The sequence below is a fragment of the Streptomyces sp. JJ38 genome, assembly GCF_019303475.1.
GTDB lineage: Bacteria > Actinomycetota > Actinomycetes > Streptomycetales > Streptomycetaceae > Streptomyces.
In genome coordinates, this window is record NZ_JABLSI010000019.1 from 166,668 (window position 1) to 185,274 (window position 18,607).

Genomic DNA, 18,607 nt, shown 5'->3' on the forward strand with positions numbered 1-18,607 from the left:
GACCGGCATGCGGCGAGGGGGGCTGGTGATCAGCGTGAGTCACGGCGGGGACATGGCGGACGAGCGCATGGGCGCTGCTCCGGCTCGCCGCGCGGCACGGCCCGGCGGTTACGGTGAGGGGGCCCGCCCGCCGCCTTCCTCCTCGTCGCCCTGGGCTCCTGGAAGTGGTGACCCCCCGATGTCCGGAGTGGTGCGCGTCACCATCTCGGCGAGACGGACGCAGGCCTCCTCGATCTCCGCCTGGGTCTGGTTCCGTTCGGTGATGGTCGCGGAGAGAAGCAGCGCGGTGAGCGCCGCGGTGCCGTTGAAGGTCTGTAGCGAGACCATGTTGGCGAGCAGGCTGTGTCCGGCGAAGGGGCCTGTCTCGCGGGTGGCGGCGATGATGGCGAAGGTGGACACGGCCAGCGCGCAGGGCACGGCGCCGGCGTGCTGGAAGCGGAAGGCGGCCCAGATCAGGAGGGGAAAGCCGAAGAAGAGCAGCGGCGCGGGGGCGGTCTCCAGGAGAAGGAGACCGAAGGCGGCGGTGGTGGCGGCAAGCAGGGCGCCTTCCGCCCACCGGGATGGTGGAATGAGTCGCGGTCGCTGGGCCGAGCGGAGGACGAGCAGCACGGGGGCGACGAGCACGACACCCATGGCGTCACCGGTCCACCAGACCCACCAGGTGGGCCAGAACTCTCCTGTGGGCAGCACCTGGGCCAGATACAGGGTGCTGCTGCCCAGGGTCGAACTGATGAGCATGCCGGTGAATCCGCCGAGGAAGACCAGCGTGAGGGCGTCCCGGAAGCGGTTCATCTCCGCACGGAACCCGGTGAGGCGGAGCAGCGCGTAGGAACACAGGGGCGCGGCTGTGTTGCCTGCCGCGATCACGAGGACGAGAGGGACGGATGGCCCGAGAGGGAGGTTGACCAGAACGGCACCCAGCGCGATGCCAGGCCAGACCCGCGGGCCGACCAGGAGCAGGCTGGCCAGGGCGATACCGGTGGGGGGCCACAGCGGTGTGACCTGGCCGCGCACGAGCTGCTGGAGCAGGCCCAGCCTGCCGAAGGCGTAGTAGAGCGCGGCGACGGCGATGATCTGCAGAGCCGTCACGCCACCGCGCCGGAGCCTGTCCGGGCGCCTGACCTTCATCGGACGCTCCCTTCGGCGACCTTGCTCCGTTGTCCACCGTCCCTCAGCCCGGCCGGTTCCACCGTTCGGCCCGCCGCCTTTCCATCCGACGTCCGCCGTGTGTGCTGTCGGGCTGGCCGGAGGTGGTTCCTCGCGGTGTCGCGGCCCCCGGCGGTAGGGGTCTCAGCCGAGTCATCCGGGAGCCGCGTGGCTGTGGCTCGGGGTGCGCAGGGCGAGGATGGCCATGTCGTCATGTCCGTCGCTGGGGTTGTGGTCGGCCAGAGCTCGCACGAAGTCGCTCAGCGGCAGGGAGGCGTGCACGGTGGCTACTTCGGCGAGTTCTCGCAGGGATGCGTCGATGGGGTGGTCGGGGTGTTCGACCAGGCCGTCGGTGAAGAACACCACGGTGGTGTCCGGGGCCAGGTGGTGCGTGTGGTCGTGTCGAGGCATCCCGCTGTCGACGTTCAGCGGCACTCCGGGGTCTGCGAACAGGTACTCCGTCCGGCCGTCAGGCGTGATCAGCAGCGGTGGGACGTGACCCGCGCTGCTCCAGACCAACCTCCACGCCGCGCCCTCGGGTTCGATGCGCGCCAGGCTGGTGGTGGTGACGGGGTTGTCGGTGATGGCCTCCAGCGTGCGGTCGAGCTGGGCCAGGACAGCACTGGGGGGAGCGTGGAGGGTGAACAGGAGCGCGCGCAGCATGTGACGGGTGGAGGCCATGGCGGCGGCGGCATCCAGGTCGTGGCCGACCACGTCGCCGATGACCACCGCCACGCCGCCGTCCGCGAGCGGGACGGCGTCGTACCAGTCCCCGCCCAGATGGTGGGGTTCGACGGCGGGGCGATAGAAGGCGGCGGTCTCGAAGGGCCGCAGGTCGGGCAGCGTCGGCAGCAGGCGCCGCTGGAACTGTTCCGATCCGGCCCGCACCTGTTCGAGGAGGCGGACGTTCTCGATCGCGATGCCGGCCGCGCTGGCGAGCGCGACGACGATGTTCTCGTCGCTGGCGTCGAAGGGCCGACCGTCGTACCGCTCGGAGAGGTAGATGTCGCCGTAGATCTCGCCGCGGACGCTGACGGCGACGCCGAGAAGGGTGCGCATGTGCGGGTGACCGGCAGGAAACCCGACCGAGGCCGGGTGCGCGGAGATGTCGTCCACCCGCAGGGGCTGCGGATGGTGAATCAGGTGCCCGAGTACGCCTCGCCCGTGTGGGAAGCCCACCTGGGCCAGCGCCTCGCGCTCCTCCTCCGCCAGGCCGACCGCGACGAACTGCGCCAGGCGCTCGCCGGGATCGTCAAGAACCCCGAGGGCCCCGTAGCGGGCGCCGACCAGGTCCATGGCCGTCGTCACGATGCGGTGCAGTACAGCGGGCAGCTCCACCTCCCGGGTGATCGCGACGACCGCCTCCAACAGGCCCTGAATCCGGTCCTTGGCTTCGGTCAGGGCGCGTAGCTGGGCGTCGATCCGATCGAGTTCGGTGTTCAGGCGTGCGAGGGGGTCAGCGCGGGCCGGTCGCCCTTCCCCTTCTCTCTCCTCCCCGCCCGCCATCACCCTCGCCTGCTCAGCCGGTATCCGCTGTCGGTGGCCGTGGACTCCGGGCGGCCGGTTCCGGATGACCGGAGTGCCGGCGAGCGGTCGCACCGGGCCCAAGACCGTGCCGGGGCGGCAGGGGGTGCGTGCCGGTCCCGGCTGATCCCATTCCACAGCCACTCACGTGAGCGGTACAAACCGGCCTCCCGGTACGACCGTGATCAAACAAGACCACAGGCTTACATGGTCGAGGAGCCCGGTCTCCTCATTACTCCGCAAGCGGCATGCCTCCCGCGGCCCCGTGTCTCAGGAGTGTTCCCACGTTCGGGTTCTGCCCGCCGTCGACAGCGGGAGCGTGCGCGAGTCGCCTGCGGTGGTGTGCGCCCGGGGCGAGACGGGCCTGGTCAGGGCCCGGGCCGGCCCTCGGGCGGTCGCGCCGAGAGCCCCGGTCAGGCCGGCTCCCGGCGGCTGCGGACCCCTCCGCCGTGCCCGAGGTGCCGGTCTGGGGTGAGGACGACGGCTTCCGGCAGGTGGAGCCCGCCGGGCGGTTCGCCCCGGAGGTCCCGCACACCGCGCTCGTGCGTACCCCGGCCGCGAGGCACACTCCGTCGAGAACGCACCCGTCCGGACCGGCCACGCCCTCGTCGGCCTCTCCACGGGGTGACGTTCCGCCAGGGCCGGCGTCATGGCGCACGCTCGTACGTGCGCGACTGTGGGGATGTCAAGTGACCTTCTTTCCTTGACAGTTGGTCCGTGGTGTGAGGCCCGGAAGGTGAGGGTTGTGAGGTGGGACACACTTGGTGTTCCTGTGTTCGTTCCGTGGTCCCGTGCGGCATGATTCCCAGCGGATACCCGTTAGTAGGTAGCAAGTCGACCGTTCCGCCGCCGTCTTCCCCCACGCCGTTTCTCCCGTCCTGGAGGGGCCGTTGTCGACCACTGTCAAGAACGCCGTTCACGGGGACATCTCCGTCGGTACCGTCCTGTCCTGGACCAAGCGGTACACCGATCAGGAGGTCCACGACTTCTTCGAGCTGAGCGGCAACGCCGCCGACCCGCTGCCGGAGGAGCTGCCGTATCTGCTGGTGGTGGCGCCGCTGACCAAGCTGGGCGGGGACCTCGACTACCTCTCCCAGAAGATGGACTGGTCCGTGGCCCGGCCGGTCGGGCGGGATGAGGAGATCACGGCCGAGCTGGAGGTCACCCGGCTGGAGCCGACGGAGGGGATGACGAAGATCGCGTTCAACGCCCGGATCCGGTGCGGGGACGACGTCGTCATCACCGGCCGCAGCAAGGGTTTCATCGTCGGCGTCTGAGGAGATTGGCTGCCATGGGCATCACCCGAACCGCTACGCACACGTTCAACTCACAGGAGATCGACGTCTGCGCCCGCCTGACCGGGGATCTGGGCGCACACCACATGGGCGGCCTCGGGGACCGCCGGATGGCCCAGGGCGCGCTCACGCTCTCCGCGGTGCCGCTGCTCGCCGACCCGGGCGTGCACATGCGGGAGCTCTCCTTCACCTTCCTCGCGCCGGTCTTCGCCGGGGACACGGTCACCGCGACGGTCTCCGCCACCGAGGGCGGGGAGGCGCCGGCCGGACGCGTCCTGCTCGACTGCCAGGTGAACGTCGTCAACGGCGAGGGCGCGCCCGTCCTGGCCGGTAAGGGGGTCGCCGAAGTCCCCCGCGAGCTGCTCGACGAGCAGACCAGAGAGGGGAGATGAGCCGTGACGACACCGGGACCCACGAGCGAGCTGAAGCTGCTCAGCCATGATGTCTTCGTCGACCCCTACCCGACGTACGCGCTGCTGCGCGAGCACGCTCCCGTGCACTGGGACGACCAGCTCAACGGGTTTCTGCTGACGCGATACGACGACGTGTACGCCGCCCTGCGCGATCACGAGACGTTCTCCTCGCGGCGCATCGGCCTGCTCGCCGCTCGCGGCGGCGCGGACCCGTCCCCGGCGATGCGGCACTTCATCCAGCTCGCCTCGCAGTGGATGTGGATGCTCGACCCGCCGGAGCACACCCGGGTGCGCAAGCTGATGTCCCAGGGATTCAGCCCCCGGGACGTGCGGCAGGTGGAGCCCCGGGTGGAGGGGATCGTCGCCCGGCTCGTCGACGGGCTGATCGAGCGCGGCAGCTTCGACCTCATCCCCGACCTCAGCCGCGCGGTGCCGATCGGCGTGCTGCTCGCCCTCTACGGCCTTCCGGACGAGGACGGGCCGATGCTCACCGAGTGGGCGGACACCATGAAGCTGTTCCTCGGCGGCGCGCCCGACCTGCTGGGGACGCACGGTCCGGCGGCCCAGTCGCTCCGGCAGATGATGGACTACCTCGGCGCGGTGATCGCCGAACGCCGCCGGGCCCCGGGCGACGACCTGATATCCCGGCTGGCGCAGGCCGAGGAGAACGGCGAGCGGCTCGGCGACGAGGAGCTGTGCTCGAACCTGCTCCTGCTGCTGGTGGCCACGTACGAGACCAGCGTCGACATGCTGGGCAACGGCCTGCGCGGCCTGCTGGCCGAGCGCGACCAGTGGGAGCTGCTCCGGGCGGAGCCGGACCGCATCCCGGCCGCCGTGGACGAGATCCTGCGCTGGGACGGGCCGGTGCAGCTCACCCACCGGCTGGTGACGCGGGACGTCGAGCTGCACGGGACGACGATCCGGCAGGGGCAGCTCGCCTACCTCGTGCGGGGCTCGGCCAACCGCGACCCGGCGCACTTCGCCGACCCGGACCGGCTCGACGTCACCCGCACGGAGACGGGCCACGTCGCGCTCGGTACCGGAGTGCACTACTGCATCGGGGCCGGGCTGGCCAAGGTCGAGGGGGCCTACGCGCTGCGGGAGCTGACCCGGCGCATCCCCGGGCTGGCGCTCGACCCCGAGCGTCCGTACCGGTGGCGCGCGGACAACCTGCAGTTCCGCGGCCTGGCCACGCTGCCCGCGACGACCGGAAGACCGTAGCCGGGCGGCCATGAAAACGACAACGGGGGCTGAGCTTCACTTACACCTGGTCGAGCTGTCCGTCGTGCACGCGGCGGCGGAGCACCTGTCGGCCGCGTTGCCCGGACCGGAGCGTGCGGCGCTGCACGGCCGGTACGCGCCGGGGCGCCGCCGCACGCAGGCGGAGGCGTCCCGGGTCCTGGCCCGTGCCGTCCGGCGGCGCGCCCCGGGCCGGCCGCACCTCAACGTGAGCCATGACTCCGGGCTGCTCGCCCTCGTCCAGGGCGCCGGCCGTTGCGGGGTCGACGTCGAGGACGCGCCCGAGGGCGAGCTGCGCGAGGTCGCCCACCGCTTCTGCGGCACCGAGGACCGGTCCCTGCTCGCCGGGCCGGGCGGGGCCAGGCTGCTGTGGGCGGCCAAGGAGAGTGTCGCCAAGGCGCTCGGCCTGGGGCTGCGTGCCGGGCTCGCCACCATCCACTTCACCGCTCACCCCGGCCGGGCGTGGGCCGAGGTCACCTGGCGCGGCTCGACGGCCGGGCTGCGCACCCGCGCCGTCGACCTGGGCCACCGCCACCTGGCGGTCACCGCCGAGGCCGTGCCCCGGGCCGTCCGCCTGACCCGGTGGGCGCCCCGGCACACCGATGGCCGCTGGTCACTGCACCCGACCGCCTCCACGGCGGGACTTCCGGAGATATCGACGTCCGACTGACAGCGCGATGGGGGCCAACGCATGGACGAACCGACACTGCACAGCTCGCTGGACAAGGTCGTGGCCGACCACGGGGAGGTCACCGTCGACTTCCCCGCCGAACGGACCGCGCTCTCCCTGCACGACCTGAGCACGCGCTCGCGCCGGATCGCCGCACGCCTGCGCGAGCTGGGCATCCGTGAGGGCGACCGGGTGGGCGCCCTGTCCACCAACGAACCCGACTTCCTCCTGCTGTTCTTCGCGCTCAGCAGACTCGGGGCGTGCGTCTGCCCGCTGCCGATGAACACGCGGGAGGCCGACACCGCGAAACTCGTCGGCGTGCTGGACGACGCGGGCATCAAGGACGTCCTGGTGTCCGGGCGGCTGGCCCCGATGCTGCCGTTCATCGAGGAGGCGGTCCCGGGCCGCCGCGTGCTGAGCGCCGCGGAGACGCTGACCGACGGTACGGGCGGCGGCGACGGCGAGGCGGCTGGCGCGGAGGTGGACGGCGTCGAGGTGGACGCGGACCGCGAGATCGTCCTGCAGTACACCTCGGGCAGCACCTCGTACCCGAAGGGCGTCCGGCTGACGCACGCCAACGTGCTGGCCTGCCTGCGGGCGATCCGGGACGGGATCAGGCTCACGCCCGCCGACCGCAACTCCAGCTGGCTGCCGCTCTTCCACGACATGGGCCTGTTCGGCACGCTGACCGGCATCCTCACCGGAGTGCCGTGCACGATCTGGCGCCCGTCCGCGTTCGTCAAGGACCCGGCGGGCTGGCTGCGGCAGTTCGCCGACGGCGGTTACACCATCAGCCCGATGCCCAACTTCGCCTACGACTACCTGGTCGACGCGGTACCGGCCGAGGAGGCGGCGTCCTACGACCTGTCCCGCTGGCGGGTCGCGTTCAACGGCGCCGAGCCGATCGCCGTGGACTCGCTGGAGGCGTTCTTCCGGCGCTTCGCCCCGGCCGGCTTCGACCCCCGCACGATGCTGACGGTCTACGGCCTGGCGGAGGCGACCCTCGCGGTGACGTTCCCGCCGCTGGAGCGGGAGCCGCGCTGGGACTGGGTGGACCGGGCGGCGCTCGCCGAGCGCGGCGCGGCCGTGCCGGTCGAGCGGACGGCGCCCGGTGCGCGCGGGGTGGTCGGCGTCGGCAGCCCCGTGCTGGGGATGCGGCTGCGCGTCGCCGACGCCGAGGGGCGCGCCGTGGCCGGGGAACGGGTGGTCGGCGAGGTGCAGCTGCGGGGCCCGTCCGTCACGCAGGGGTACGTGGACGACGCCGGAACCCTGGCCCAGCCGTTCACCGCGGACGGCTGGCTGCGCACCGGTGACCTGGGCTATCTGGCCGAGGGCGAGCTGTACATCACCGGGCGCGGCAAGGAGATGCTCATCCTCCGGGGCACCAACTTCTACCCGGACGACGTGGAGAGCGCCGTACGCGCCGACGAGGCCGTGCACCGGCGGCGCTGCGTGGCCTTCGTCCACCAGGCGGACACGGGCGACCGCCACGACGAGTACATGGTTCTGGTCGCCGAGACCAGCCGTCCCGAGGCGGAGCACCCCGAACTGGCGGCGCGGCTGCGCCACCGGGTCCGCTCGGCGCTCGGGCTGGACGAGCTGCGGGTCGTCCTCGCGGCTCCGGACTCCCTCCCTCGCACGACCAGCGGAAAGCTCCAACGACTCACCGCGAAGCGGGCCTTCGCGGATGACCAGGCTGAAAGGGGCAACTGATGCACACCTACGACGTGTTCACGCAGTACGAACGCAACCACTGGAAGCTGACGGACGTCGACTTCTCCGCGGTCCGCAAGGACCTCGTCCAACCCGAGTACGTCACGATCGCCAAGAGCGCCGTGATGGGCGAGTCCAACGTGATCGCCGCGGTGCACGGCTTCCTCAACGAGTTCGTGGACGACTACGACTTCTCCACCTTCGCGGTGGTCTGGGGCAACCAGGAGGTCCAGCACCACTACATGTTCAAGGCGTGGCTGGACGCCGTGGGGGAGAAGGTGGACGACGGCGCGGTGGCCGCCATGCGCGCCCCGTACGACCCGGGCACCACACCCTCGGCGACGCTGGCCACCAACATCATCTCCGAGCTGACGGTCAACCACATCTACCGCCGGGTCGCCCACGCCGTCCAGGAGCCCGTCCTCCACGACCTGTTGTTGAAGGCCAGCCGCGACGAGGCCGCGCACGCACGGGAGTTCATCCACTTCTGCCGGGAGCGGCTCGCCCGCCACCCCGAGGAGAAGGCCTCGGTGCTGGAGACGCTCTACGTCTACACCTCCGACTCCCGCATCAAGCACCCCGTCGGCCTCTTCAAGAGCAACCTGACCGAGCTGGAGGACCACGAGACGATCGACACCGCCTTCGAGCTGTTCCTGGAGCGGGTGGCGGACGCCGACGAGCTCAAGGAGCTGCAGCACAAGATCCGCCGCGTCTTCGGCGGCATCGTCGAGATGGACCTGTCGACCAACGGCAAGGTGCGCCACGCCCTCGCCGACGTGATCGCCGCATGACGGCCCGCACCGAGGCGACGAGCGGCCCCCTCGGCGAGCCGGTCGAGCTGCCCTGGCGGGTGCTGCCCGACTACCAGTGCTTCGGCTGCTCGCCGGCCAACGACAAGGGTCTGCGGCTGCGGTTCGTCCACACCGCCGACGGCGGCATCGAGTGCGCCTTCACCTTCGACCGCGCCTTCGAGTCCTATCCGGGCGTCGTGCACGGCGGGATGTCCACCACGATCTGCGACGAGATCATGGGCAACCTGCTCGTGCTGCGCCTGGGCGTCTCGGTCTTCACCACGAGCATGCGCACCCGCTACGTCGAGCCCCTGGCGATCGGCGCGTCCTACCGCTGCACGGCGAGCACCGAGGCGGTGGCGGGGGAAGCGGGCCCGCACCACGCGCGGGCCGAGATCACCGACGCCGCGGGGAACGCCGTCGTCTTCGCCACGGGCGCCTACCAGCCCGTGACCGAGGAACAGGCCAGAAAGCGCATGGCCATGTCCGAGCGCGAGGCTCGGCTGGTCGACGAGGCGCTGGCCGAGCTCCGCTCCCACTGACCGCACGACCGCAACTCCACCAGCGAGGAGAGACACGACATGGCCGAGAGCACGAGCAACGACGAGATCATCCGCACCGTGACCGAACTGGTCGCCGCCGAGTTCGGGCGCCCGGCCGAGGAACTGACGCCCGACCTCGACCTGAGCGCGGTGGAGGGCGCCGACTCGGTGAAGGTGCTGCGGTCCGTCGCCCGCATCGAGCGCACCTACGACATCGAGCTGGAGGACGACCAGGTCTTCGGCTTCAAGACCATCAACCACGTGGCGGACGCCGTCGCGAAGCTGATCGCCGAGCGGGGCTGACCCGTGACTGCCGAGGCGAGGACCAACCAACACTACGACCAGGACCCGCGGGTCTTCGAGCTCTACCTCGACCGGACCCGCAAGTACAGTGCCGGGATCTACCGCACCGACGAGGACACCCTCGACCAGGCGCAGCAGAACAAGCTGCACTACGTCGCCGACCGGCTCGGCGCGGCGCCGGGCAAGCGGATCCTGGACATCGGCTGCGGCTGGGGCTCGCTGATCCTCTTCATGGCCGCCGAGTACGACGCGACGACGGTGGGCATCAGCCCGGCGCCGAACCAGCACGCCTACATCGCCGAGCAGGCCGCCGCGGCCGGGCTGTCCGACAAGGTGTCCACCCGGATCGGCGAGTTCGAGGAGCACGAACCCGAACCGCGCTCCTTCGACGCCATCAGCATGCTCGGGTCCATCGTCCACATGCCCGATCTCGACGGCGTCTTCCGCAAGGCCCACGCGGCGCTCAGACCGCGCGGCCGGATGTACGTCTCCGAGAGCTGCTACCGCAACGCCGCCCGGCGGGCCGAGTTCGGCGAGCGGGAGAACTCCGTCTTCGTCCGGGACTCCATCTTCGGCTGGGGCGACATGCGGCCCCTGTCCGACCTGGTGCGCGGCGCGGAGAACGCCGGCTTCACCGTCGTCGCCGTGGACGACCTGACCGAGAACTACTGGCGGACGATCGAGGACTGGCTCGCCAACGTCGCCCGCAACGCGGAGCGGCTGGACGCGATCGAGCCGGGCCTCTCCGACCAGCTGACCCGCTATCTCAAGACCGCCAACGCGGGCTGGGGCTTCACCACCAAGCACTACGCCCTGACCCTGCAGAAGTCGCGTTAGGGGGAGCGATGACCGACTCCGTCACCCCGGCCCGGCGGATCGCCCAGGTCGGCGGCCCGCTGCTGCCCGCCGCCGACGTGGACACGGCGGTCGGCGCGTTCCTGCGCACCTCGCCGCCCACACTCCGCTGGGACGTCGACTTCAGCTTCGACTGGGCGCAGGCCGACGCCGGCCGGCTCACCGAGGGCGAACGGTCCGCGGTGCAGTTCATCACCATCATCGAGGACCACCTGCCCGGCTACTTCGCCCTCTACGAGCAGAACTTCCCCGTGGACGACAGCGTCGACCGGGCCACGTACATCCACAACCGCGAGCTGTACCACTTCACCGTCCGCTGGGCCCAGGAGGAGGACACCCACGCCCGGGCCCTGGCCAGGTACCAGCTGGCCGCGGGCCTGGCCGAGCGGGACGCGCTGTGGGACTCCCTCGCCGAGGAGGGCCGCAAGCAGTTCCAGCTCCCCTACGACGAGGCGGTGCAGTTCTTCACCTATCCCCTGGTGCAGGAGAAGGCCACCCAGATCTACTACCAGCACCTCCGCCAGGCGGTCGGTGACCCGCTGCTCAGGGAGATCCTGGTCCGGCTCAGCAAGGACGAGGCCCGGCACTTCTCGTTCTTCGCCGACATGGTCCGGCTGTACCTGGAACGCTACGGCGACGCCGTCGTGGACCCCATCCGCGACGTGATCGCCCAGTTCCGCATGCCGCTCGCGGACACCATCCGCGGGTACTGGCGCTGGGCCCTGAAGATCGCCGACACCGCCCGCTACGACCACACCGAGGCGTACGACCACCTGGTCAAGGTCGTCAACCGGGCCGTGGACGCCAGGTCGGACAAGGTGGACGAGCTGATCTCCTTCGTCGCCGCCTGCCGCCAACTCCAGTCCGCCCCGCTCTGACACCGGCGCCCCGCACCGGGGCCGTGGGGCGTGCACACTCCTACGGTGCACGCCCCACGGCCGCCGTCATGCCGCGCGGCGAGGCGGAACCCCGGATGAGCCGTATCCCCACCTACCGGGCCCTACGCGCGCCGCCTGATAGCCGGCCCCCTCGCCTTCGTCTTTGTCGCGGGTCTGTTGTCGCTGGGCACCGCTGCCCCCGCGGAAGCCGCACGAGGCTACGTCGCGGACTGCGGACGCGCCTACGCCTGCGAGGAACGCCGAAGGACGCAGCCCGAACGGTCGCTCACCGGGGCGGGCCGGAGGCTTTCAGCCCCGCGACGAACGGTGCCCACGCGGCGGGGGAGACGACCACGGCCGGGCCCTGCGGCACCTTGGAGTCGCGCACGGGGATGCCACCCGGGTAGCCGTCCAGCACCTCGACGCAGCTTCCGCCGTTTGCATCGCTGTAGGACGACTTGCGCCAACCGTTGAGGGAAGCACCGTCTCGTATGCGTTCAGTCATGGCCGTCTGTAGTCCTCCGCGATTGCCTTCATGAGGGCCAGGGACTCCCGTGCTGGAAGCGCGTCGCCTAGCGCCAGATCGTACATACCGTGCAGGCGTTGGACGAGGTTTGGCGAATCGTGCAGCTTCCCGGCGAACATGCCTTCGCAGTAGGCGGCAGGGGGCTGGTCCTCAAACCACATAAGGGTCATCATGCCGCTGAGCAAGGCGTGAGCGCCGAGGCCGAACGGCAGCACGTGCACGCGGATGCGATCTACCTGCGCAAGCCTGGTGATGTGGTCGATCTGGGCCGCCATGTTGTCCGGGCCCCCGACGATCCTGCGGAGAACGGCCTCATCCAAGAGGACCCACACTACCGGCGTGATCGGGTCGTCCAGGATCTTCGCCCGCTCAAGTCGCGTGACGACGAGCCTGTCACACTCCTCTTCACTCTTGGGAGGGAAGGTGCTGTGCAGCACCGTGGTGGCGTACTCCTTGGTCTGGAGGATGCCGGGAACGTAGGAGATGGCGAACTCGCGAATCACGGTTGCCTGTTGTTCGAGTTGACGAGCGGTTTCGATGTAATCCGCTACGGCGATGTCCTCCTGGGGGCGGAAGCTGGTGAGGACGTCTCCGGTGTTCAGGACCTGGTCGAGTCTGCGGGCGTCCTCCTCGGACGGGAAGCGGCGGCCCGCTTCGATGTGGGCGATGTGCGAACGCGTCATGATCGCGAGATCGGCCAGTTGCTGCTGGGTGAGGCCGGCCGCTTCTCGTCGCGCCTTCAACCACGCCCCGTAGTTGTTGCTCATCGTCAACTCCCGTGTGACCAGTGTGCCGTCACATCTGAACCCCTGGTCAGCGTAGCCCGAGTGGCTTCAGGGTGTGAGGGAATCGCTACAGAGCGAAGAGACCCCGCGGCCGTGGCGACGGTCCGGGGGCGTGGCCCTCAACTACACGGAGTTGATGACGTGTTGCACTGTATCGCCAGGCTGTTCGGCCTGCTGCCCCGGCGCCCGTCCGGGCGGCACCGGGGGTCGGGGGCGGTCTGCGCGGGTGCCAGCGCGCCCGCGCTGAGGGTGCCGCCGCGGCCCAAGCGACCCCCGGAGGTGTATCTGCCGGGTGAGGACTGCGCCCTCGTCCGGCCGTATGTCCTCGCGCACGAGCGGGACATGGCGCAGGGCGGGGCCGAGGTGAGGCGCTGATGCGGCACACCAGCGGGCCCGCGCGGCTGTTGCCGTGGAGCGGGCCGGAAGGGCGGCCCTGTTACGTCGTGGGGGACGGGTATCTGTCCCGGGTGGCCGACCACGTGGAGGGCGTGCAGCTCTCCATGGCCGACGAGCTGCTGGGCCACGTGGACGACCTGCTCGGCGACCGGCGGGCGACGGCCGAGCAGCTGCGGTACGTCGTCGAGCGGATGGCGGAGGCGTTGCGGGACGTGCACCGGATCGCCCGGAGCCGTGGCGAGCGGCTGGGGGCTTAGGGGCGGGGGTGCGGCCCCGCGGGGCGGCGGCCGTCCGGCTCGTCGTCGGCCGTCAGGGCAGCGTGGCGACGACTCCCGCGTAGGAGAGCCCGGCGCCGTAGCCGAGGAGCAGGGCCGTGTCCCCGGGACGCGCCTCACCGGCGGCGAGGACGGTGTCCATGGCCAGCGGGATGGAAGCGTCTGCGGTGTTGCCCGAGGTCACGATGTCCTTGGCGACGACGGTGCGTTCCGCCAGGCCGATGCGTTTGGCCATGGCGTCGATGATGCGGACGTTGGCCTGGTGCGGGAGGAAGACGTCCAGCGTCTCGACGGGCACCCCCGAGGCGGCCAGCGCCCGTTCCGCCACCCGCGACATCTCGTAGACGGCCCACCGGAAGACCCGCTGCCCCTCCTGCCGCATCCACGGGAACTCCCGGTCCGGGGCGTCCCGCAGGACGTTCCACGGCTCGGTCTGCGCGATCGCGTCCGCCTGCGAGCCGTCGGCGCCCCACACGGCGCGTCCGATGCCGGGGGTGGCGGAGGGGCCCACGACGACGGCCCCGGCGCCGTCGCCGAAGAGGAACGCCGTGGCTCGGTCGGCCGGGTTGACCAGGTCCGTCATGCGCTCGACGCCGACGACGAGCACGTGGCCGCCCCGGCCGCGGACGGCGTCGGCGGCGAGGACGACGCCGTGCACGAAGCCCGCGCAGCCCGCCGAGAGGTCGAACGCCGCCGCGTTCACCGCTCCGACCCGGTGGGCGATCTCCGCGGCGACGGCGGGCGTCTGCCGCAGGTGGGTGAACGTGGCCGCGATGACGCAGTCGAGATCCGCGGGGTCGAGCCCGGCGGCGGCGAGGGCCTTGGCGGCGGCCTGTTCGCCCATGACGCCGAGCGACTCCCCGGCGTCCGCCCAGCGCCGGGTGACGATGCCCGTCCGGGAGCGGACCCAGGCGTCGGAGGAGTCGATGAACCGGCACGCCTCCGCGTTGTCGACGACGCGACGCGGCCGGTACGCGCCGACCCCCGTGATACGCGCGAACGGTGTGTCGGTGGAGTTGATGATCTCTGCCTGCATGGGTGCGTGCGACCTATCCCTGACGTGCGGTCCCGGCCTGCTGAAGCGCTGCGGGAACGCCTTCCTACCCGAAGGCGTCCGGCGGTGAGCGCGACGCGCGGGACGTCATCCGATCGGGTAGGCCCGGGCACGCCCGTATCTCCTTCGCCTCGTCCGTTCTTCCGGCGCTGCACGGCTGTGCGACCGATGAGTTGACGGAGGGTCAGGGCGACGTCGCCGTGGGTACGTACCGGAGAAAGGGAAGGCGGCGCGATGACAGCCAACCTGATCTGGGGCGGCCTCCTGCTGGCCGGCCTCGTCTACGAGTTCCTCGCCCTGCGCAGCACGCGACGCGGGGACACCCTCTCCGAGCGGGTCCGGGCGTGGTTCCGGGTCCACACCCGGCCCGGCCGGGCGCTCTTCGCCGTGGCCTGGACGGGCTTCGCGGTCTGGTTCCTGGTCCACATCCTCGCCTGACCGGCGGCGCCGCGAGCCGTAGGTGCCCGCACCGACGCCTCCCTGTTCGCCCCTCCGTCGGACGGGTGAGCCGGGAGGCGGTTGTCGGTGGCCGGTGGAAGCCTGGGGAACGACGCGAAGAGGACCGAAGAGGAACAGGGAAGCCACACCATGATCACGACTGACTTCGTACCCGGCTCGCCGTGCTGGCTCGACCTGGGCGCGCCCGACATCGACGCCGACACCGCCTTCTACGCCACCGTGTTCGGCTGGGACACCGAGGGGATGGAGGGGCCCGACGGTGAGGTCGGGTACGTGATGCTGAAGGAGGACGGCAAGTACGTCGGCGCCATCGGCAAGCTGGAGGAGACGGGCGCCCGTTCGGCCTGGATGCTCTACTTCCACACCGCGGACGCCGAGGCCACGACGCGGGCCGTCGAGCGGCTGGGCGGCACCGTGCGCGTCCCCCCGATGGAGGTGCCGGGGGAGGGCAGGATCGCGCAGTACACCGATCCGCAGGGCGGCCAGTTCGCCGTCTTCCAGCCGGGGGCGGACGGCTCGTCGGGCCTCCAGCGCGTGGACGAGTCCAACAGCCTGTGCTGGACGGAGCTGATGACGCCGGACGCCGCCGGGGCCAGGGCGTTCTACGGGGAGCTGTTCGGCTGGAGCTTCAGCGACATGCCGATGCCGGGGGGCGTCGAGGGCACGTACACGATCCTGACCCCGGCAGGGCAGGAGGAGGAGAGGGCGCACGGTGGCCTGATGGAGCTGCCCGCCGACGCCCTGGAGCTGACGGGCGGCCGGGCCTACTGGCACCCGGTGTTCGCCGTGGAGGACGTGGACGCCGCCCTGGGCCGCGTCCGGGAGAAGGGCGGCACCGTCCAGATGGGCCCCGAGGACGCCGAGGGCGTGGGCCGGCTGGCCGTCGTCGTCGACGGCTCGGGCGCCGACTTCGTGCTCCTCAAGCCGGAGCCGATGCCCGCGCGGTGACGGTCGCCGTGTGCCGTGTGCCGTGCCGAGGGCCCGCGGGCGGTCCACGGCACACGGCGCGGCTACGCGCTCTCGCGGGCCTCGCGGGCCTCGACGAAGGCGTCCGCCGCGCGGTCGAGGAGGTCGGCGGCCTCCGTCAGGTTGCAGGTGACGGGGAAGCGGTCCATGCGCAGCCCGGTGCGCTCCTCGATGATGGTGCTCAGCTCGGTGAGGGTGAGCGAGTCCATGTCCAGCTCGGCGAAGGTGGCGTCCGGGTGGAGGTTCATCCGGGGCAGGCCGAAGGTCTCGTGGAGGACCTCGACAAGGAAGTTCAGGGCGACGGACATCGCTTTCCCCTTTTCCGGTACGGGCACCGAGTCGGCGGTCCGGCGATCCCGCGCGGGGGTACCGGCACACCAGCCCCACCATGGCGTCCGCCCGGCGCCGCCGCCGGGAGCCCCCGGCCCGCGGTCCGCCCGCTTCACCCTCGTGGGCCAAGCGGCGGCCAGCCCGGAGACCTTGGGCCGAGCCGCGGGCCGGGTTAGGCTCGGGAGCGTGACTGCCGGGTCTGGCTTGCGCCACTCACGTATCGGGTGCCCGGCTCTGGCATGACCGCTCGGCGGGCCAGAGCCCCGCCGCGTCCTCCGTGTCCGCGACCCCGGCGCCCCCGCGTGTGGCGCCCCTTTCAACGAACCCAGGACCGGAGTCAGTCACCGATGACGCACGAAACCCAGCACCAGCACGCCGCCGAGCGGCCCGCCGACGCCATCGAGCTCAACCACACCGTCGTCCACGCCCGTGACCGGCGGCGGTCGGCGGAGTTCCTCGCCGAGATCCTCGGGCTGAGTGTCGGCGCCCCGTTCGGGCCGTTCCTGCCCGTGGACCTCAGCAACGGGGTGACGCTCGACTACTACGAGACCCGCGACGAGCCCGTCCAGTCGCAGCACTACGCCTTCCTCGTGCCCGAGGCCCGCTTCGACGCCGCGATCGCCCGCCTGGAGGCGGCCGGGGTCACCTACTACGCCGATCCGGGCCACACCGAACCGGGCCGCACCAACGGTCTGTTCGGCGGCCGGGGCGCCTACTTCGACGACCCCGACGGCCACAACATGGAGATCCTCACCCGGCCCTACGTCCGCCCCGGGGAGTAGGACTGCCCGGGCTCCTGGCCCGATGGGGTGGCGCTTCACCCCGTGCCCCCTCGTTCGGAGCAGGAAAGGTGTGAAAAGAGAGATCAGGTGAAAAGCGTCATGCGATCACTTTTCCCTCACTCCTTGGAGGAGAGCATGACGCGCATGCGTACCGTGGCCGCCGCTGCTGCCATCGCCGCCCTCGGGCTCATGGCGAGCGCCGGGACCGCTGCCGCCTGTGACCGAGGCGGCGACGCATACGGCAACGAGACGACGACCGTCGTCAACGCCTGCAACTCGATCGGCCTGCAGGAAGGGCTGATCAACCTTTCCGGCGGAAACGTCTGCATCGACTTCTGACGTCACCGCCCACACGTCCGCCCCGGGCCGAACACCGGCCCGGGGCGGACGCGCGTCCGGCGCGTGGAGGGCTACTTCTTCAGCGTCGGCTCCGCGATGGCGCCCACGAGCGAGCTGTCACACCCGTCCGGGTCCATGTGGATGCGGATGCGCAGCACGTTGGTGACGTCGACGCTCATCTCGGCCGGGCGCCCGAGCGTCACGGCGCGGGTGGCGAGCTGCTTGCCCTGGGCGTTGCTGATCGTCAGCCGCATGTCCCGGCCCGCGGTGGAGGTGTCGGTGACGCCGGCGACGAACGTCAGCGTCTTCCAGTTCCGCTGGAGGTCGTACTCGATCAGGGAGCCGCACGAGTTCTGGGTGACGAGGGCGTCGGCGTAGAACGCGGTGTCGATCGTCACCGTGCCCTGCTTGTAGTTGCCGTTGTTCTTGACGGACTGGAGGAGGGTCAGCGGAATCTCGTCGCGGTCCTCCGGAACCACGGGCGGCTCCGGGCTGGAGGACGGGTCCGTCGGGGGCTCCAGCTCGGTGTTCTCGGCGGGGGTCGGCGTGGGCGTCGGGGTGGGGTCCTCGGCCGGTTCCGTCGTCTCGCTCTCGTCCGGCTTCGGCTGGGTGCTCTCGCTGGTGCGCTTGTCGTCGGCGGTGGTCGTCGGCTCACCCTTGTCCAGGAAGCGGGCTGCCGCGTACGTGCCCGCCCCGGCCACGAGAGCCACGGCGAGCACCACACCGGTGATGAGGACGCCGCGGCGGCGCTTCTTCTTCTGCGGCGGCGCGGCGGGGGCGGGCGCCGTCGCCGCATAGGCGGCGGTGGGGTAGGGCTGCGGGGTGGGCGCCGCCCCGGCGTACGGCCCGGCGTGCTGGTACCCGGCGCCGCCGGCCGGGTAGCCGTAGCCGGGAGCCGGGGGCTGCGCGGAGTCGGGCCGGGTGGCCGGGTGCGGGGCGTTTCCCTGGGCGGCGGGCGTCCCCAGGGCGAAGGTCGGGTTGTCCGGGCGCGGCGCCGGCGCGGGGGTGGCGGCCGGCCCGGGATCCGGGGCTGTGGCCGGGGCGGGCCGCGGGTTCGGCGCCGTGGGAGCCGTGGGTGTGGCCGGGGACGGTGCGGCGGGGGAGGACGCGGGGCCGCCCGGCGGGGTGTCCTGGGGCGCCGCGTCCTCGGGGGCGGCGTCGAAGGGGGGCGCGTCCTGCGGCGTGTCCTGTGGCGGGGCGTCCTGCGGGGCCGACTGCTCCGGTGCCGCGTCCTGCGGGGCGGCGGGGGGCTCGCCGGTGCCGTCCGGGCCGGGGGCCGCGGCGGCGGGCGGGGTCGAGGGTGCCGGGGTGTGGGCCGGCGGCGGG

At 71.6% G+C, this 18,607-nt stretch carries 23 protein-coding genes; 16 read left to right on the top strand and 7 right to left on the bottom strand.

Features of this window, described 5'->3' with window-relative positions:
• Window positions 1-108 precede the first annotated feature (108 nt).
• Window positions 109-1,128: an MASE1 domain-containing protein gene (locus HPT28_RS13395; protein WP_219091261.1), complete on the bottom strand. Its 1,020-nt coding sequence runs from the start codon at window positions 1,126-1,128 to the stop codon at window positions 109-111.
• A 171-nt stretch (window positions 1,129-1,299) separates the two neighbouring features.
• Window positions 1,300-2,652: a PP2C family protein-serine/threonine phosphatase gene (locus HPT28_RS13400; protein WP_219091262.1), complete on the bottom strand. Its 1,353-nt coding sequence runs from the start codon at window positions 2,650-2,652 to the stop codon at window positions 1,300-1,302.
• A gap of 908 nt (window positions 2,653-3,560) precedes the next feature.
• Here HPT28_RS13400 and HPT28_RS13405 point away from each other — a divergent pair.
• Genes HPT28_RS13405 through HPT28_RS13450 form a run of 10 tightly spaced genes read left to right on the top strand, consistent with a single transcriptional unit; the run spans window position 3,561 to window position 11,369 of the window.
• Entirely contained in the window at window positions 3,561-3,947 is a 387-nt protein-coding gene (locus HPT28_RS13405) for a hypothetical protein (protein WP_219091263.1), read from the top strand.
• 14 nt (window positions 3,948-3,961) lie between these two features.
• On the top strand, window positions 3,962-4,357 hold the full coding sequence (locus tag HPT28_RS13410; RefSeq protein ID WP_219091264.1) for a hypothetical protein: 396 nt from the start codon (window positions 3,962-3,964) through the stop codon (window positions 4,355-4,357).
• Between the two features lie 3 nt (window positions 4,358-4,360).
• Window positions 4,361-5,599 carry a cytochrome P450 gene (locus tag HPT28_RS27630; protein ID WP_219091265.1) on the top strand — a complete coding sequence of 413 codons (1,239 nt, stop codon included), beginning with the start codon at window positions 4,361-4,363 and terminating at the stop codon, window positions 5,597-5,599.
• A gap of 10 nt (window positions 5,600-5,609) precedes the next feature.
• Entirely contained in the window at window positions 5,610-6,287 is a 678-nt protein-coding gene (locus HPT28_RS13420; protein WP_219091266.1) for a 4'-phosphopantetheinyl transferase superfamily protein, read from the top strand.
• A 21-nt stretch (window positions 6,288-6,308) separates the two neighbouring features.
• Window positions 6,309-8,000, top strand: coding sequence for an AMP-binding protein (locus HPT28_RS13425; RefSeq protein WP_219091267.1), 1,692 nt, complete (start codon window positions 6,309-6,311; stop codon window positions 7,998-8,000).
• The gene (locus HPT28_RS13430; RefSeq protein WP_219091268.1) at window positions 8,000-8,791 is read left to right on the top strand and encodes a ferritin-like domain-containing protein; all 792 of its coding nucleotides are present in this window, start codon (window positions 8,000-8,002) and stop codon (window positions 8,789-8,791) included. Before HPT28_RS13425 ends, HPT28_RS13430 begins: the two co-directional genes overlap by 1 nt.
• Entirely contained in the window at window positions 8,788-9,333 is a 546-nt protein-coding gene (locus HPT28_RS13435; protein ID WP_219091269.1) for a PaaI family thioesterase, read from the top strand. The genes HPT28_RS13430 and HPT28_RS13435 overlap by 4 nt, the downstream gene beginning before the upstream one ends.
• 39 nt (window positions 9,334-9,372) lie before the next feature.
• The gene (locus HPT28_RS13440; RefSeq protein ID WP_219091270.1) at window positions 9,373-9,636 is read left to right on the top strand and encodes an acyl carrier protein; all 264 of its coding nucleotides are present in this window, start codon (window positions 9,373-9,375) and stop codon (window positions 9,634-9,636) included.
• Between the two features lie 3 nt (window positions 9,637-9,639).
• Window positions 9,640-10,473: a cyclopropane-fatty-acyl-phospholipid synthase family protein gene (locus HPT28_RS13445; RefSeq protein ID WP_219091271.1), complete on the top strand. Its 834-nt coding sequence runs from the start codon at window positions 9,640-9,642 to the stop codon at window positions 10,471-10,473.
• A gap of 8 nt (window positions 10,474-10,481) precedes the next feature.
• Window positions 10,482-11,369 (top strand): acyl-ACP desaturase, encoded by an 888-nt coding sequence (locus HPT28_RS13450; RefSeq protein ID WP_219091272.1) that lies wholly within the window; start codon window positions 10,482-10,484, stop codon window positions 11,367-11,369.
• Window positions 11,370-11,655: 286 nt separating this feature from the next.
• On the opposite strand, the gene HPT28_RS13455 is transcribed toward HPT28_RS13450, so the two are convergent.
• Together HPT28_RS13455 and HPT28_RS13460 are read right to left on the bottom strand one after the other, a co-directional pair.
• Window positions 11,656-11,874, bottom strand: a complete 219-nt coding sequence (locus tag HPT28_RS13455) for a DUF397 domain-containing protein (RefSeq protein ID WP_219091273.1) — start codon at window positions 11,872-11,874, stop codon at window positions 11,656-11,658.
• Window positions 11,871-12,662 carry a helix-turn-helix transcriptional regulator gene (locus tag HPT28_RS13460; RefSeq protein WP_219091274.1) on the bottom strand — a complete coding sequence of 264 codons (792 nt, stop codon included), beginning with the start codon at window positions 12,660-12,662 and terminating at the stop codon, window positions 11,871-11,873. The genes HPT28_RS13455 and HPT28_RS13460 overlap by 4 nt, the downstream gene beginning before the upstream one ends.
• 159 nt (window positions 12,663-12,821) lie before the next feature.
• On the opposite strand from HPT28_RS13460, the gene HPT28_RS13465 reads away from it, so the two are divergent.
• Window positions 12,822-13,055 (top strand): hypothetical protein, encoded by a 234-nt coding sequence (locus tag HPT28_RS13465; protein WP_219091275.1) that lies wholly within the window; start codon window positions 12,822-12,824, stop codon window positions 13,053-13,055.
• Window positions 13,055-13,333, top strand: coding sequence for a hypothetical protein (locus HPT28_RS13470; RefSeq protein ID WP_219091276.1), 279 nt, complete (start codon window positions 13,055-13,057; stop codon window positions 13,331-13,333). Before HPT28_RS13465 ends, HPT28_RS13470 begins: the two co-directional genes overlap by 1 nt.
• A 52-nt stretch (window positions 13,334-13,385) precedes the next feature.
• Here HPT28_RS13470 and HPT28_RS13475 read toward each other — a convergent pair whose 3' ends face one another.
• Window positions 13,386-14,387: a beta-ketoacyl-ACP synthase III gene (locus HPT28_RS13475; RefSeq protein WP_219091277.1), complete on the bottom strand. Its 1,002-nt coding sequence runs from the start codon at window positions 14,385-14,387 to the stop codon at window positions 13,386-13,388.
• Window positions 14,388-14,639: 252 nt separating this feature from the next.
• Here HPT28_RS13475 and HPT28_RS13480 point away from each other — a divergent pair, with 252 nt between their 5' ends.
• Window positions 14,640-14,843: a hypothetical protein gene (locus HPT28_RS13480; protein WP_219091278.1), complete on the top strand. Its 204-nt coding sequence runs from the start codon at window positions 14,640-14,642 to the stop codon at window positions 14,841-14,843.
• 150 nt (window positions 14,844-14,993) lie between these two features.
• Entirely contained in the window at window positions 14,994-15,812 is an 819-nt protein-coding gene (locus HPT28_RS13485) for a VOC family protein (RefSeq protein ID WP_219091279.1), read from the top strand.
• Window positions 15,813-15,874: 62 nt separating this feature from the next.
• Here the strand turns inward: HPT28_RS13485 and HPT28_RS13490 are convergent, their stop codons facing one another.
• Window positions 15,875-16,138 carry an acyl carrier protein gene (locus tag HPT28_RS13490; protein ID WP_219091280.1) on the bottom strand — a complete coding sequence of 88 codons (264 nt, stop codon included), beginning with the start codon at window positions 16,136-16,138 and terminating at the stop codon, window positions 15,875-15,877.
• 369 nt (window positions 16,139-16,507) lie between these two features.
• Between HPT28_RS13490 and HPT28_RS13495 the strand changes: the two genes are divergently transcribed.
• Both HPT28_RS13495 and HPT28_RS13500 read left to right on the top strand, forming a co-directional pair.
• Window positions 16,508-16,942 carry a VOC family protein gene (locus tag HPT28_RS13495; RefSeq protein WP_219091281.1) on the top strand — a complete coding sequence of 145 codons (435 nt, stop codon included), beginning with the start codon at window positions 16,508-16,510 and terminating at the stop codon, window positions 16,940-16,942.
• Between the two features lie 135 nt (window positions 16,943-17,077).
• Window positions 17,078-17,281: a hypothetical protein gene (locus HPT28_RS13500; protein WP_219091282.1), complete on the top strand. Its 204-nt coding sequence runs from the start codon at window positions 17,078-17,080 to the stop codon at window positions 17,279-17,281.
• Between the two features lie 71 nt (window positions 17,282-17,352).
• Here HPT28_RS13500 and HPT28_RS13505 read toward each other — a convergent pair.
• The coding region (locus tag HPT28_RS13505) for an NPCBM/NEW2 domain-containing protein (RefSeq protein ID WP_219091283.1) at window positions 17,353-18,607 on the bottom strand (1,255 nt) is incomplete at its 5' end.